Source organism: Phenylobacterium composti DSM 19425, assembly GCF_059568645.1.
The window spans coordinates 11,826-26,427 of sequence record NZ_JCANTT010000017.1 but is presented as its reverse complement, the minus strand read 5'-3'; the positions used below and the strand labels follow the sequence as shown (position 1 = coordinate 26,427).

The window sequence follows — 14,602 nt, the reverse complement described above, 5'->3', positions numbered from 1 at the left end:
GCTCCTCTCTGCTGCTCTCCAGCGGAGAAGGCCCCGGGCGGCGGAGGGTTCCGGCCGCCCGGCCGCGCCTAAAGCGCCCGGATGCGGCGCAGCAGCTCGGGATTTTCCAGCTCGGCCCGGCGGGCGTTGATCTGGCGATGCAGGTCCAGGGCGTCCGGTTCGCCCAGCGCCAGGATGGCCGGCGGCGGAAGCTCGTGCGAGGCTTGCGCGGACGCGGGAACGCGGTCGGTGGGCTGATCCATCGGCAGTCTCCCTCGTGGCCTGCGGGTGCAGGCGTCTCCCCCAATTGTTAAGCTATCATTCACCATGCGGCCGCGCCACGACCCGGCGGTCACGTTCGCGTCAGGGGCTTGCGGGGGAGCGCCGGGGCGGGCGAAACGGCAATCGCAGAACAGTGTTGGCTTACCCGCCGTTACGGGCGTAGCCTTCCTCAATTGAACGCCGCGCCGGGGCGAGACGCAGGTTCGAATTCGCCGCCTCGGGAGTAGAGCGTCGGGAAGGAAGACCTGTTTTGCAGCGCACGCGTACCGAGGGGCCCGACTACTTCCACAAGGTCGTCGACTGCCAATGGGCCTGCCCGGCCCACACGCCCGTGCCCGAATACATCCGGCTGATCGCCGAGGGCCGCTACGCCGACGCCTACATGATCAACTGGCGGTCCAACGTCTTCCCCGGGATTCTGGGGCGGACCTGCGACCGGCCGTGCGAGCCGGCCTGCCGCCGGGGGCGCGTGGAGGAGGAGCCGGTGGCGATCTGCCGGCTGAAGCGCGTGGCGGCCGACAACAAGGGCGAGGTGCTGGAGCGGATGCCCGCCCCGGCCGCCGGGCGGAACGGACGGCGGGTGGCGCTGGTGGGGGCGGGGCCGGCCTCGCTGACCGTGGCCCGGGACCTGGCGCCCCTGGGCTATGACCTCGTGCTCTACGAGCAGGACGCCAAGGCCGGAGGCTTCATCCGCAGCCAGATCCCGCGCTTCCGGCTGCCCGAGGCGGTGATCGACGAGGAGGTGGGCTATGTCACCCGCCTTTCGGCCATGGACCTGCGGCTCGGCCAGCGGGTGGAGAGCCTGAAAGCCCTGCTGGACGAGGGCTATGACGCGGTGTTCGTGGGCTCGGGCGCGCCCCGGGGCCGGGACCTCGACCTGCCGGGGCGGCAGGAGGGGGCGGCCAACATCCACATCGGCATCGACTGGCTGGCGTCGGTCTCGTTCGGCCATGTGACGGGGATCGGCCGGCGGGTGATCGTGCTGGGCGGCGGCAACACCGCCATGGACTGCTGCCGCACCGCCCGGCGGCTGGGCGGCGAGGACGTGAAGGTCATCGTCCGCTCGGGCTTCGAGGAGATGAAGGCGTCCCCCTGGGAGAAGGAGGACGCTATGCACGAGGACATCCCGATCCTCAACTACCGCGTCCCCAAGGCCTTCACCCACGAGGGCGGGCGGCTGACGGGCGTGACCTTCGAGGTGGTGGAGGCCGTCTATGACGCGGCCGGGCGGCGCCGGCTCGCGCCCTCGGGCCAGCCGGACGAGCACTACCCCTGCGACGACGTGCTGATCGCCGTGGGCCAGGAGAACGCCTTCCCCTGGATCGAGCGGGACATCGGCCTGGAATGGGACGAGTGGGGCCTGCCCAAGGTGGATCCGGCGACCCTGCAGTCCACGAACCCGCGGGTGTTCTTCGGGGGCGATGCGGCCTTCGGACCCAAGAACATCATCTGGGCGGTGGCCCACGGCCACGAGGCGGCGGTGTCGATCCACCTGTTCTGCGAGGGCCGGGACGTGGCCGAGCGGCCCGCGCCGCACGCCTCCCTGGCCAGCCAGAAGATGGGCATCCACGAGTGGAGCTACGACAACGACGTCTCCAACGACCGCCGCTACCGCGTGCCGATGCGGGAGAAGGCCGAGGCGCTCGGCGACGTGCGGCTGGAGGTGGAGCTGGGCTTCGACCGTGAGCTGGCGGTGCGCGAGGCCGAGCGCTGCCTGAACTGCGACGTGCAGACGGTGTTCACGGACAAGCTGTGCATCGAGTGCGACGCCTGCGTCGACATCTGCCCGATGGACTGCATCACCTTCACCGAGGAGGGCGAGGAGGGCGACCTGCGCACGCGGCTGCGGGCGCCGGCCCTGAACCCGACGCAGGACCTCTACGCGTCCGGGCCGCTGGGCACCGGGCGGATCATGGTCAAGGACGAGGACGTCTGCCTGCACTGCGGCCTGTGCGCCGAGCGGTGCCCGACGGGCGCCTGGGACATGCAGAAGTTCTATCTCGAGACCACTCAGGCGGAGGCGGCATGCCGGGGCAGGTGACGTCGGCGGGCCAGCCGAAGACCCGGGTGAACGACTTCGTGGTCAAGTTCGCCAATGTGAACGGCTCGGGCTCGGCCAGCGCCAACGGCCTCTTCGCCCGCAGCATCCTGCGCATGGGCGTTCCGGTGGCGGCGCGGAACATCTTCCCCTCGAACATCCAGGGCCTGCCCACCTGGTACGAGGTGCGGGTCACCGAGGCCGGGCACCTGGGCCGACGGGGCGGGGTGGACCTGATGGTGGCCATGAACCCGCAGACCTGGGACCGGGACGTGGCCGAGCTGGAGAGCGGGGGCTACCTGTTCTACGACTCCACCCGGGCGGTCCCGGCCTCGCGGTTCCGGGAGGACATCACGGTCATCGGCGTGCCGCTGACGGCCATGTGCAACGCCGCCTACGAGCTGCCGCGCGAGCGCCAGCTGTTCAAGAACATCATCTATGTCGGGGCCTTGGCGGGACTTCTTGGCATCGAGCCTGAAGCCATCGAGGCCCTGCTGGCCGAGGACTTCGCCGGGCGCGACAAGCTGATCGCCGCCAATGTGGAAGCCCTGCACATGGGCCTCGACCATGTGAGGCAGCACCTCGGGCCCCTCAGCCTGCAGGTGCGCCGGGCCGACGCCGTGGGCGATCGCATCTATGTGGAGGGCAACCAGGCCGCGGCCCTGGGGGCGGTCTATGGCGGGGCGACCGTCTGCGCCTGGTACCCGATCACTCCCTCCACGTCCCTGGCCGAGGCCTTCACCAGCTACTGCCAGAAGCTGCGGGTCGATCCGGAGACCGGCAAGGCCCGCTACGCCATCATCCAGGGCGAGGACGAGATCGCCTCCATCGGCATGGTGGTGGGGGCCGGCTGGAACGGCTGCCGGGCGTTCACGGCGACCTCCGGCCCGGGCGTCTCGCTGATGACCGAGTTCATCGGCCTGTCCTACTTCGCCGAGATCCCGGCGGTGATCTTCGACGTCCAGCGGGGCGGGCCGTCCACGGGGATGCCCACCCGGACCCAGCAGGCCGACCTCCTGGCCGCCGGCTACGCCAGCCACGGGGACACCAAGCACCCGATGCTGCTGCCGGCCGATCCCGGCGAATGTTTCGAGATGGGGGCCCTGGCGTTCGACCTGGCCGACCGGCTGCAGACCACGATCTTCGTCATGCTGGACCTCGACATCGGCATGAACGAGTGGCTGACCAAGCCCTTCGCCTGGGACGATACGCGCAAGCTCGACCGCGGCAAGGTGATGACCGCCGAGATGCTGGAGGCGGGAGCCGACTTCGGCCGCTACAAGGAGGTGGACGGCGACGGCATCCCGTACCGGACCTATCCCGGCGCCCATCCCACCAAGGGCGGCTATTTCACCCGGGGCACCTCGCGGAACCCCTATGCCCGCTACTCCGAGGAGGGGGCGGTCTATGTGGACAACATGCAGCGCCTGCTGCGGAAGTTCGAGACCGCCAAGACCCTTGTCCCGGCGCCGGTCTTCAAGCCGGCCAAGGGCAAGACCAAGGACGGGGTGATCTATTTCGGCTCGACCAGCGTGGCCATGGACGAGGCCCTGGAGATGCTGGAAGGGCAGGGCCGGCGGCTGGACGCCCTGCGCCTGAGGGCCTTCCCGTTCTCCCAGGCGGTGGAGGACTTCATCGCCGGGCACGAGCGCATCTTCGTGGTGGAACAGAACCGCGACGCCCAGATGCGCACCCTGCTGACCGTGGAGCTCGGCGTGGACCCGGCCAAGCTGATCCCGGTGCTGCACTACGACGGCACGCCGATCACCGCCCGGTTCATCGCCGGCGAAATCGGCCAGTCGCTCACCCTGGGACAGATCGAGGCGGCGGAATGACCTACATCGCAAAGCCCAGGCTGCATCACCCCAGGCTGCCGACCAACGGCCTGGGCTACACCCGGCGGGACTATGAGGGTTCGGTCTCGACCCTGTGCGCCGGCTGCGGGCACGACTCGATCTCTGCGGCGATCATCCAGGCCTGCTTCGAGCTGGAGCTGCCGCCGCACCGGGTGGCCAAGCTCTCGGGGATCGGCTGCTCCTCGAAGACGCCGGACTACTTCCTGGGCAACTCGCACGGCTTCAACACGGTGCACGGGCGGATGCCGTCCGTGCTCACCGGGGCCAATCTCGCCAACCGCGACCTGATCTATCTGGGCGTCTCGGGGGACGGGGATTCCGCCTCCATCGGCCTCGGACAGTTCGCCCACGCCATCCGGCGCGGGGTGAACATGCTCTACATCGTCGAGAACAACGGGGTGTACGGCCTGACCAAGGGCCAGTTCTCGGCCACCTCGGACCGGGGCTCGAAGTCCAAGCGCGGGGTGGTCAACCACGACGCCGGGATCGACATGGTGAGCCTCGCCCTGCAGATGGGCGCGACCTTCGTGGCCCGCAGCTTCTCGGGCGACAAGGCGCAGCTCGTGCCGTTGATCAAGGCGGGGCTGGCGCACAAGGGGGCGGCGTTCATCGACTGCATCAGCCCCTGCGTGCAGTTCAACAACCACCCGGGCTCCACCAAGAGCTACGACTATGTGCGCGAGCACAATGAGGCGGTGAACCGGCTGGACGTGATCAGCCCGCGCGACCCGATCCATGTGGACTATGCGCCGGGCGAGACGGTGCGGGTGCAGCAGCACGATGGCTCGACCCTGTCGCTGCACAAGCTGGCCGAGCTGTACAACCCCAACAACCGCGCCCAGGCCCTCGGCTATCTCCAGGCCCGTCAGGCCCGGGGTCAGATCGTCACCGGCCTGCTGTTCGTGGACCCCACGGCGGGCGACCTGCACGACAGCATCGGCACGGTGGACACGCCCCTCAACCAGCTGGGCGAGGCCGAGCTGATCCCCGGCTCGGCGGCCCTGGACGAGATCAACGCTTCGCTGCGGTAGGCGGGCCTGGCCGCGCCGGCCGGTTGATCCTCGTCATATCGGGCGGCCCCGGCGGCGCTCAGGCTCGCGCCCACGCTAAAGACCAGTGGGACCGCCATGCGCCTGGGTACCCGTTCCCTGATTATCCCTGTGGTTCTGATCAGCTTCGGGCTGTCGGCCCTGGCGGTTCCGAGCGGCACGTGGCCGAGCACCGGCATGCTCAGCCTCGGCTCGGGCGTGGCCGCCCTGTCCCTGATGGCCCTGGCGGCCGTCCTCGGGGCGCGCTGGAAGGCGGTGGAAAGCCTGTTCGGCGGCCTGGACCGGGTCTACGAGACCCACAAGTGGCTGGGGATTTGGGCCCTGGTGTTCGCCTCGGTCCACCTGGTTTTCAAGGCGGGGGCGCAGGGCTGGGAGGCGGCGCCGATCGTGGCCCTGCCGGGCGCGGTGACCCGGCTCGTCCGGCAGCTCAGCTACGTGGCCCTGGTGGTGATCGTGGTCCTGGCGCTGAACCGGAAGATCCCGTACCGGCGCTGGCGCTGGTGGCACAAGCTCTCCGGGCCGCTGTTCCTAGTGGTGGTCTCCCACTGGCTGAGCTTCAAGTCGCCCATCGTCCTCGCCAGCCCGGCGGGGGTCTGGCTGGCGGCCCTGGCGGCGTTCGGGACCGCGGGGGCCTTCTACAAGCTGCTGCTCTACCCGTTCCTGTCGTGTCATGCGCGCTATCGGCTCGACGCGGTGTCGTCGGGGGGTGGGGCCGTCCATCTGCAGTTGACGCCCCTGGGACGGGCGATCCCGTTCGAGCCCGGCCAGTTCGCCTTCCTGTCGTTCGAGCAGGAGGGGCTGCGCGAGCCGCACCCCTTCACCATCGCCTGCGCCGGTGGCGACGACGGCGGCATCGCCTTCATGGTGCGGGCTTCGGGGGACTACACCGAGCGGCTGGTGCGCGAGGCCAAGGCCGGGCTGGTGGCGGAGGTGTATGCGCCCTTCGGCCGTTTCCGGCGCGAGGCGGGGGCGGGCAAGGAGATCTGGATCGCGGGCGGGGTCGGGGTGACGCCGTTCCTGTCCTGGCTGCAGGACGCCGAGGCGCCCGGCCTGGAGCAGGCGACCTTCTTCCACTTCTACACGCCGGGGCGGGAGCTGCCCGACGCAGTGGACATCACGGAGCTGGCCGCCCGGCGCGGCGTCGAGCTGATGGAGATCGCCACGGGGCCGGGGGATGCGGCCTTCCGCCGGCGGTTCGCCGCCGTCGTGGCCGAGGCCGGGGCCGCGGGCGTGCAGATCTACTTCTGCGGCCCGGCGGGCCTTCTCAAACAGGTGCGGCGGCTGATGCGGGAGACCGGGGTCGGCGAAGCGCGGCTGCGCCACGAGCTGTTCGAGTTCCGCTGAGGCGCCGCTAGCGGCCGGCGGGCCGTCCCCACCAGAGGGCGGCGAGGCCCACCACGACCGCGCCGGCCAGGGCCAGCCAGGCCACGAGGGGCTGGTTCGGCTGTTCAGCCACCCACACGCCGATCAGGCCCCAGGTCACGGCCGCCCCATAGGGCAGCACGGCGGTGCGGCGGAGCACCCAGAGGGCGACGGCTGCGACAGCCAGGAGGCCGGCGGCGGCGTAGAGCAGGGCGTCGGCCCGTGGGATCATCCCCTCGGCGGTCATGACGGTGAGGATGTTCACGGCGCTGGCGATCGTCAGCCAGCCGCCCAGGAGGCCCAGGGGCCACCAGACCAGCAGCCAGTTGAGGAAGGTGCTGCGGCCGCGGCTGGCGCGCACGAGGCCCAAGATCATCACGGCCGCCGCGGCGACGATGATGGCCACGGTCGCCCAGCGGGCGTCGAGCGCCGAGGCGAAGATCCAGACCCCGGTGGCGGTGATGGTGAAGGCCGCGGGCCAGGCCAGGGCGCGGATGGCCGGATCGCTGGTGTTCCGCGGCAGGGCCTGCCAGACGGCGAAGGCGGCTAGGCCCAGGTAGATCAGGCTCCAGATGGAGAAGGCATAGCCGGCGGCGCGCAGGGTGGAATCGCCCTGGCGCGAGAACTCCGCAGCGGAAAGGCCGATATCCATCAGGTTCTGCACCGCCGGGGCGGCGATGGCGAAGACAACGGCGGCGATCACCGCGAGCTTGCGGGGGGCGTCCTTCATTGGGGCGGGTCCTCCTTGGCCGGCCTGGCGGCGCTGGTCTCCGGCACATAGAGGCCGGTGGCGAACTTGGTAAGCCAGCCCTCGGGCCGCAGCCGGGGGCCGAATTCGGCGCAGGGGTCGGGATCGGGGATCTTGCCGGACCTGGCGTCCTTGGGGCTCAGCGCCTTGGCGGCGTCGTCCGCGAAGGCCTCGATGAACTGCAGGGCGTCGCCCACCCGGCTGACCGAGGGGTTGTCGGTCCCGACCACGGTGGCGTTGCGGCTCCAGGTCATGGCCGCAAGCTGGCGGCCGTCCGGACCGAGCATCTCGGCCTCGGCGCCGACGCCGCCGGTGGAGCCCGGCACGCGCACGCCCACGGGGCCGGGGATGAAGAAGTTGGCCGCCGCCGAGACCACCGAACCGGGGGCGTTGGTGGGGCGCACCGTGGTCACCGCCGCGCGGATCGAGGCGTCGGGGCCGTCCTTCACCACCTCGTAACGTTCCGAGACCTCGAAGCAGAGCTGGGCGTCCATCTCGCGGAGCAGCAGGGTCTGTTCAGCCGCGGTGAGCCAGCCGAGGCGGGCCTTGGCGTCGGGCATGAGGATGGTGGGGGCGATGATCACCCGGCGCACCGCGGCGAGGGCCGCTTCGTCCCGCCACTGTTTGACGTCGGCGCGGATGGCGTCGCCTTTCGGCTCAAGCCCCTCGTAGGCGGTGAGGAAACCGGCCGGGCGGTGCTGGGCCGTGGCGCAGGCGCCGAGGGTCAGAAGGAGGGGCAGGAGGATGATCGATCTCATGCGGGGCCTGGCTCAAGCGTGGGCGTGAGCCGGCACAACGCATGAAACGCGATTTGGTATGGCGGAGCTTGGCGAAAACCCGACCGGCCGTGCGGCCGACCGGGATCGCGGCCCGGGACCGGCGCCTAGGCCTTGGCCAGTTCGCCCACCACGAAGGCTTCCTCGCCGTCGCGGACGAGGCCTTCGAGGACGTCGGGCAGATCGTGCGGATCGACGATCAGGACGAGGCCGACGCCGCAGTTGAAGGTGCGGCGCATTTCATGCTCGGCCACGCCGCCGGCGGCCTGCAGCCACTGGAAGACCGGGGGCAGGGTCCAGGCGTTCCAGTCGAAGCGGGGGACGAGGCCCTCGGCGATGGCCCGGGGCGGGTTCTCGATCAGGCCGCCGCCGGTGATGTGGGCAAGGCCCTTCACCCGGCCGGCCTTCAGGTGCGGCAGGACCGTCTTGATGTAGATGCGCGTGGGCTCGAGCAGGGCCTGGGCCAGGCTCTTGCCCTCGGCGAAGGGGGCGGGGGCGTCCCAGGCCAGGCCCGAGCGCTCGACGATGCGGCGGATCAGGGAATAGCCGTTGGAGTGCGGGCCTGAGGAGGCGAGGCCGATGAGGATGTCGCCTTCCTTCTGGTCGCCCAGGCGCGGCAGCACCTTGTCGCGGTCGACCGCGCCGACGCAGAAGCCGGCCATGTCGTAGTCGCCCTCGGCGTACATGCCGGGCATTTCGGCGGTCTCGCCGCCCACCAGGGCGCAGCCGGCCTGGCGGCAGCCCTCGGCGACCCCGGCCACCACGGCGGCGGCGGCGTCAACGTCGAGCTTCCCGGTGGCGTAGTAGTCCAGGAACATCAGGGGCTCGGCGCCCTGGGCCAGGAGGTCGTTGACGCACATGCCCACCAGGTCGACGCCCACGGTATCGTGGATGCCGGTCTCGATGGCGACCTTGAGTTTGGTGCCGACCCCGTCGGTCGTGGTCACCAGCAGCGGATCGGCATAGCCGGCGGCCTTGAGGTCGAAGAGGGCGCCGAAGCCGCCAAGGGCGGAATCTGCGCCAGGACGTCGCGTGGACTTGGCCAGCGGCTTGATCCGCTCGACGAGGGCGTTTCCGGCGTCTATGTCGACGCCGGCTTGAGCGTAGGTGAGACCGTTCGGCCGCTCGGACATTTGAAGGAAGCCTATCGTGGTTTGGAGACCGCCGCGCATGCGGACTTGCAGACTCGGGCGCGCGCGGGGCTATAGCTAATCGATGACGCCGATCACAACCACCGCGGAACTCGAGGCGTTCTGCGCGAAGATCAAGGGCCAGCCGTTCGTCGCCGTGGACACCGAGTTCATGCGCGAGACGACCTACTGGCCCAAGCTGTGCCTGATCCAGGCCGCGACGCCCGCCGCGGAAGCCACGATCGACCCGCTGGCGGACGATATCGACCTGTCGTCGTTCCTGGAAATCCTCAAGGATCCCAGCATCCTGAAGGTGTTCCACGCCGCCCGGCAGGACGTGGAGATCTTCAACAACCTCGGCGCCATGCCGAAGCCGCTGTTCGACACCCAGGTGGCCGGGATGGCCGCGGGCTTTGGCGAACAGATCGCCTATGACGCCCTGGTCCGGCAGATACTGAAGATCGAGCTGGACAAGTCGAGCCGCTTCACCGACTGGGCCCGCCGGCCGCTGTCGGACAACCAGCTGACCTACGCCCTGGCGGATGTGACGCACCTGGCCCGGCTCTATCCCATGCTGCGCGAGCGGCTGGAGCGGGAAGGCCGCCTCGCCTGGGTGCAGGACGAGATGGAAAGCCTCACCGACCCGGCGAACTATGACGTCGAGCCGGAGAACGCCTGGAAGCGGCTGCGGCCCCGGCGACACACGGCCAAGTATCTGGCGGTGTACCGGGCGGTGGCGGCCTGGCGCGAGCGGACGGCGCAACTGCGCGACCAGCCCCGCGGGCGGATCCTGAAGGACGACGCCATCGACGAGATCGCCACCCAGGCGCCCACGGACGCCGACGCCCTGGACCGGCTGCGCTCGGTGCCCAAGGGCTTCTCGGGCTCGCGCTTCGGGCCGGACCTGCTGGCGGCGGTGCGCGAGGCGCTGAAGGACCCGGAAGGCTATGCGCCGGTGATCGAGAAGACCCGCCAGCCGAGTTCGCCGGCGGCGGGGGCGGTCGTCGAGCTGCTGAAGGTGCTGCTGAAGGCGCGGGCCGAGGAGGCGGGCGTGGCCTCGAAGCTGATCGCCACGGTGGCCGACCTGGAGCAGATCGCCAACAACGACAACGCCGACACCGCCGCCCTGAAGGGCTGGCGCCGGGAAGCGTTCGGCGAGGACGCCCTGAAGCTGAAGCGCGGCGAACTGGCCCTGGTGCTGGACGGGACCCGCGTGCGGGTCGTCGAGGTGCGCCGGGCGCCGAAGGCAGCCGCCAGCTGAGCCGTCGAGACGCCTGAGGCCAGGGCTTCCTGGGGACAAGGCCAGGCCTTTGACAGGCCTGGCCTTTTTCACAGCCGTACAGGCTTTCCCACAGGCGCTCCACCGATCGGTCCACAGGCCGTCCACAGGCGGCCGGATAACGCCGCTTGCCGAACGGGCGCGCCGGGGGGATCGTGACCTTGCCGAGAGGAAGCCACGGCGCGGCGGGACGGGAAACCGGACCGGAAGCGGGCGGAGGCCTCGAAGGCTCAGATCCCCCAACGGATCTGGTTCAGAGGGCGGTGTCCGGGCGACCGGGCGCCGCCCTCTCGCTGTCTGGCCGGACGCCAGGCCCAGCTCAGCCGCCAGGCCCGGCTCAGCCCATGTGGAGCTTGAGCTTCAGGGTCTGGGCGAGGACCTGGGCGCGCTTGGCCGTCTGTTCCCCCAGCAGCATGTCCTCCCAGCCGTCCACCGTGGTCAGGCGCAGGCGGCCGTCGCGGACGGCCAGGCTGGAGCATTCCAGCAGGCGCGGATTGCGGCCCGAGAGGTCGCAGCCGAGGCGGATCGCCGAGCCCAGGGCCCGGGCCCGCTGGCGTCGCTCGGGCGTGAGCAGCCGCGAGATGACGTCGGGATGCGGCAGCTGGGGCGAGGAGGAATGCCGGGCGAAGGCGGTGGCGGCCAGGAAGGCGCGTTCCCGGTGGGTCATGCCGGCGATGGGGGCGCGCAGCACCTGCTCGAAGGCGAGATCGGCCCGATGGTCGGGGTGCAGGCGGGCGCCGAGGTCGGCCAGGCGGCAGGCGGCGGCGATGAGCACCTTGTCCCGGCCGTGGTCGAACACCGGCGGCAGGGCTTCGAAGACCCCGCTCACCCAGGCCTCCAGGGCCGGGCCGAGGTCGGGGGCCACGCCCTTGTGGGCGGTGAGGGCCGTGCAGCCCTCGATGAGCGGGTCGCGCACCCGCACCGGGGCCGGCATGGCCTCCAGCAGCATCCCCTCGCGCACCCCATAGGCCGAGATGACGATGCGCTCGATGCCCAGGCGCTCGATGAGCTGGTCCAGGACCAGGGCCGAATAGGGCAGGGTGTCGAAGCGCTTCTTGGAGACCCCCTGGATGCGTTCCAGGGACGAGCGGGACTGGCGCTGCACCACCCGGGCCACGTCGAGGGCGTCGGCGCGGCTCATCTCGTACTGGTGGGCCACGTGCAGGGGATAGTCGGCCAGCTGCATGTGCAGCAGGGCGAGGTTGCGCCAGGCGCCGCCGACGGCGTGAAACTCGCCGCTGGCGAAGCGCTCGGCCAGGGGCGACAGGTGGCCGTCGATGGTCCGCCGCACGCGGTCCACGTCGAGGGCCTTGGGCGCGCCGAGGGCGAAGGGGCCGAGGGGCAGGGTGGCCCCCTGCACCGGGCCGGTCCCGTTCAGCCGGATCAGCTCCAGGCTGGAGCCGCCGAGGTCGCCCACGACGCCGTGGGCCCGGGGATCGCCGGCGATGACGCCGAGGGCGGCGTAGTGGGCCTCCTCCTCGCCCGAGAGGATGCGGACGTCGAGGCCGGTCTCGTCCTTCACCCGCTGAAGGAAGGCGCGGCCATCGGCGGCCTCGCGGACGGCGGCGGTGGCGGCGGCGGTCACCTGCTCGAGGTCCCAGCCGTCGAGCACCACCCGGAACCGGCGCAGGGCGGCGAGGGCGGCCTTCACCCCGTCGGGGCTGAGGCGGCCGGTGGCGGGCAGGTCGCGGCCGAGGCCGGCGATGACCTTCTCGTTGTAGATGGTCCAGAGCGCCCGGCCGTCGAGCCGATAGATGACGAGACGGACCGAGTTGGACCCGACGTCGATGACGGCGGCCTGCCGCGCCTCGGAGCGGACGTCAGGCCGGGACGGGGACCGCTTATCCGCGCGGGGCCACATGGTCGATCGCGCGCGGCATGTCCTTCACTCGCTGGCCTCTGCCTGAGAGGCTGGGATTGGTCATGAAATACTCGTGCGCGGAAAAAGCGTTGGGGTGGTCCCAGGACGGGTCCCGGCTATAGCGGCCGTCGGCGGCCAACGTCCAGCTTTGGGCCTCGTCCTTGAGGTTGGCGAGCATGATCTGCTGGAGCACCTGCTGGTGGACCGTGGGGTTCTCGATGGGCGTCAGGCATTCCACCCGCCGCTCGAGGTTGCGGGGCATCCAGTCGGCCGAGGAGATGAACACCCGGGCCTGGGCCGAGGGCATGGCGTGGCCGTTGGCGAAGGCGACGATGCGGGCGTGCTCCAGGAAGCGGCCGACGATGGACTTCACCCGGATGTTCTCGGAAAGGCCCGGCACGCCCGGGCGCAGGCAGCAGATGCCCCGGACCACCAGGTCGATGGCGACGCCGGCCTGGCTGGCGGCGTAGAGCGCGTCGATCACGTCCTCGTCCACCAGGGCGTTGAGCTTGGCCCAGATGGCGGCGGGCCGCCCGGCGCGGGCGTTGGCGGCCTCCTCGCCGATGTAGCGCAGGAGGTCGTCCTTCATGGTGATAGGCGAGAAGGACAGCTTCTCCAGGCTCTCGGGCTGGGCGTAGCCGGTGACGAAGTTGAACAGCCGCGCCGCATCGCGCCCCAGGGCCGGGTCGGTCGTGAACAGGCTGAGGTCGGTGTAGGTGCGGGCGGTGATCGGGTGGTAGTTGCCGGTGCCGAAGTGGCAGTAGGTGCGCAGAACGTCGCCCTCGCGGCGGACCACCGTCGAGAGCTTGGCGTGGGTCTTGTACTCGATGAAGCCGAAGACGACGTGGACGCCGGCGCGTTCCAGGTCGCGGGCCCACTTGAGGTTGGCCTCCTCGTCGAAGCGGGCCTTGATCTCCACCACCGCGGTGACGTTCTTGCCGTTGTCGGCCGCCTCGATGAGGGCGGCGACGATGGGGCTGTTCTTGGACGTGCGGTAGAGCGTCTGCTTGATGGCCAGGACGTTGGGGTCGCGGGCCGCCTGGCGCAGGAACTGCACCACCACGTCGAAGCTCTCGAACGGATGGTGGACGAGGATGTCCTTCTCGCGGATGGCGGCGAAGCAGTCGCCGCCGTGGTCGCGGATCCGCTCGGGGAAGCGCGGCTCGAAGGGCTTGAACTTTAGCTCGGGCCGGTCGGCCGGGATCAGCTGGGAAAGCTCGTCCAGGCCGAGCAGGCCGTCGATGAGGATGATGTCCTCGGGGGCGGCGTCGAGGTTCAGGCAGATGAATTCGCGCAGCTCCTCGGGCATGGCGGCCTCGATCTCCACGCGGACCACCGAGCCCATGCGCCGCTGCTTGAGCAGGGCCTCGAATTCCCGGACCAGGTCCTCGGCCTCTTCCTCGATCTCCACGTCGCTGTCGCGGATGAGGCGGAAGACGCCCTGGTTCTCCACCTCGCAGCCGGGGAACAGATGGTCGAGGAACAGGCCGACCACGGACTCCAGCGACAGGTAGCGGCGCTCGCGCTTGCGGCGGCCCGAGCCCGGGGTCAGCTCCCAGAAGCGGGCCACCTGGCCTGGCAGCGGGACCAGGGCGTGCAGGCGCCGGCCGTCGGACAGGCGGCGCAGGTTCAGCACCAGGGAGAAGGCCAGGTTCGGGATGAACGGGAACGGGTGCGCCGGGTCGATGGCGAGCGGCGTCAGCACCGGGAACAGTTCGGTGAGGAAACGCGTCTCGAGAGCGGCCTTCTCGGCCTCGGTGAGGTCGGCGCCGGTGACGACGCGCAGGCCCTCGGCGGCGAGCTCTTCGGTGAGCTCGCGCCACCGGCGCTGCTGGTCGGCCATGAGGTCGGCGGCGGCGGCGTTGATGGCGGCCAGCTGTTCGGAGGGCGTCAGGCCGTCCTGGCTGAGCACCCGCACACGCTCGCGGACCTGGGCCTTCAGCCCGGCCACGCGCACCATGTAGAACTCGTCGAGATTGTTGGCGCTGATCGCCAGGAAGCGGAGGCGCTCCAGCAGCGGATGCCGCGGGTTGGTGCTTTCGGCCAGGACGCGGCGGTTGAAGGCCAGCCACGAAAGCTCGCGGTTGAAGAAGCGGGCCGGCGAGCCCGCCAGCTCGGCGTCCCAGTCATGCGCCGCGTACTCCCCGTCGTTCGCAGATTGCGAGGCGTACGGCGCGACTTGGGTCATACAGGGCGGCTCCCGGGGGCTGAGTGGTTTGACGACCTCACCTCAGTTCGAGCG

At 70.5% G+C, this 14,602-nt stretch carries 11 protein-coding genes; 5 read left to right on the top strand and 6 right to left on the bottom strand.

Annotated elements, in window-relative coordinates:
- Window positions 1-68: 68 nt before the first annotated feature.
- Window positions 69-242 (bottom strand): hypothetical protein, encoded by a 174-nt coding sequence (locus BO64_RS12820; protein WP_496403704.1) that lies wholly within the window; start codon window positions 240-242, stop codon window positions 69-71.
- 269 nt (window positions 243-511) lie between these two features.
- On the opposite strand from BO64_RS12820, the gene BO64_RS12815 reads away from it, so the two are divergent.
- The 4 genes from BO64_RS12815 (at window position 512) to BO64_RS12800 (ending at window position 6,548) form a co-directional block, all read left to right on the top strand.
- Window positions 512-2,302, top strand: coding sequence for an FAD-dependent oxidoreductase (locus BO64_RS12815; protein ID WP_496403703.1), 1,791 nt, complete (start codon window positions 512-514; stop codon window positions 2,300-2,302).
- A complete protein-coding gene (locus tag BO64_RS12810; RefSeq protein WP_496403702.1) occupies window positions 2,287-4,134 on the top strand; it encodes a 2-oxoacid:acceptor oxidoreductase subunit alpha in 1,848 nt (615 codons plus the stop codon). The genes BO64_RS12815 and BO64_RS12810 overlap by 16 nt, the downstream gene beginning before the upstream one ends.
- Window positions 4,131-5,186 carry a 2-oxoacid:ferredoxin oxidoreductase subunit beta gene (locus tag BO64_RS12805; protein ID WP_496403701.1) on the top strand — a complete coding sequence of 352 codons (1,056 nt, stop codon included), beginning with the start codon at window positions 4,131-4,133 and terminating at the stop codon, window positions 5,184-5,186. Before BO64_RS12810 ends, BO64_RS12805 begins: the two co-directional genes overlap by 4 nt.
- A gap of 96 nt (window positions 5,187-5,282) precedes the next feature.
- Window positions 5,283-6,548 (top strand): ferredoxin reductase family protein, encoded by a 1,266-nt coding sequence (locus tag BO64_RS12800; protein ID WP_496403700.1) that lies wholly within the window; start codon window positions 5,283-5,285, stop codon window positions 6,546-6,548.
- A 7-nt stretch (window positions 6,549-6,555) separates the two neighbouring features.
- Here the strand turns inward: BO64_RS12800 and BO64_RS12795 are convergent, their stop codons facing one another.
- The 3 genes from BO64_RS12795 to purM all read right to left on the bottom strand — a co-directional run bounded on the left by BO64_RS12795 (window position 6,556) and on the right by purM (window position 9,223).
- The gene (locus BO64_RS12795) at window positions 6,556-7,296 is read right to left on the bottom strand and encodes a TspO-related membrane protein (protein WP_496403699.1); all 741 of its coding nucleotides are present in this window, start codon (window positions 7,294-7,296) and stop codon (window positions 6,556-6,558) included.
- Complete coding sequence (locus BO64_RS12790; protein ID WP_496403698.1) at window positions 7,293-8,072, bottom strand: DUF3313 domain-containing protein; 780 nt, start codon at window positions 8,070-8,072, stop codon at window positions 7,293-7,295. Before BO64_RS12790 ends, BO64_RS12795 begins: the two co-directional genes overlap by 4 nt.
- A 125-nt stretch (window positions 8,073-8,197) precedes the next feature.
- Window positions 8,198-9,223 carry a phosphoribosylformylglycinamidine cyclo-ligase gene (gene purM, locus BO64_RS12785; RefSeq protein ID WP_496403697.1) on the bottom strand — a complete coding sequence of 342 codons (1,026 nt, stop codon included), beginning with the start codon at window positions 9,221-9,223 and terminating at the stop codon, window positions 8,198-8,200.
- A gap of 82 nt (window positions 9,224-9,305) precedes the next feature.
- Between purM and rnd the strand changes: the two genes are divergently transcribed.
- Window positions 9,306-10,481 (top strand): ribonuclease D, encoded by a 1,176-nt coding sequence (gene rnd, locus BO64_RS12780; protein WP_496403696.1) that lies wholly within the window; start codon window positions 9,306-9,308, stop codon window positions 10,479-10,481.
- 355 nt (window positions 10,482-10,836) lie between these two features.
- Here the strand turns inward: rnd and BO64_RS12775 are convergent, their stop codons facing one another.
- Both BO64_RS12775 and BO64_RS12770 read right to left on the bottom strand, forming a co-directional pair.
- The gene (locus tag BO64_RS12775; protein ID WP_496403695.1) at window positions 10,837-12,360 is read right to left on the bottom strand and encodes a Ppx/GppA phosphatase family protein; all 1,524 of its coding nucleotides are present in this window, start codon (window positions 12,358-12,360) and stop codon (window positions 10,837-10,839) included.
- Window positions 12,341-14,548 carry an RNA degradosome polyphosphate kinase gene (locus BO64_RS12770; RefSeq protein ID WP_496403694.1) on the bottom strand — a complete coding sequence of 736 codons (2,208 nt, stop codon included), beginning with the start codon at window positions 14,546-14,548 and terminating at the stop codon, window positions 12,341-12,343. The genes BO64_RS12775 and BO64_RS12770 overlap by 20 nt, the downstream gene beginning before the upstream one ends.
- Window positions 14,549-14,602: the final 54 nt, after the last annotated feature.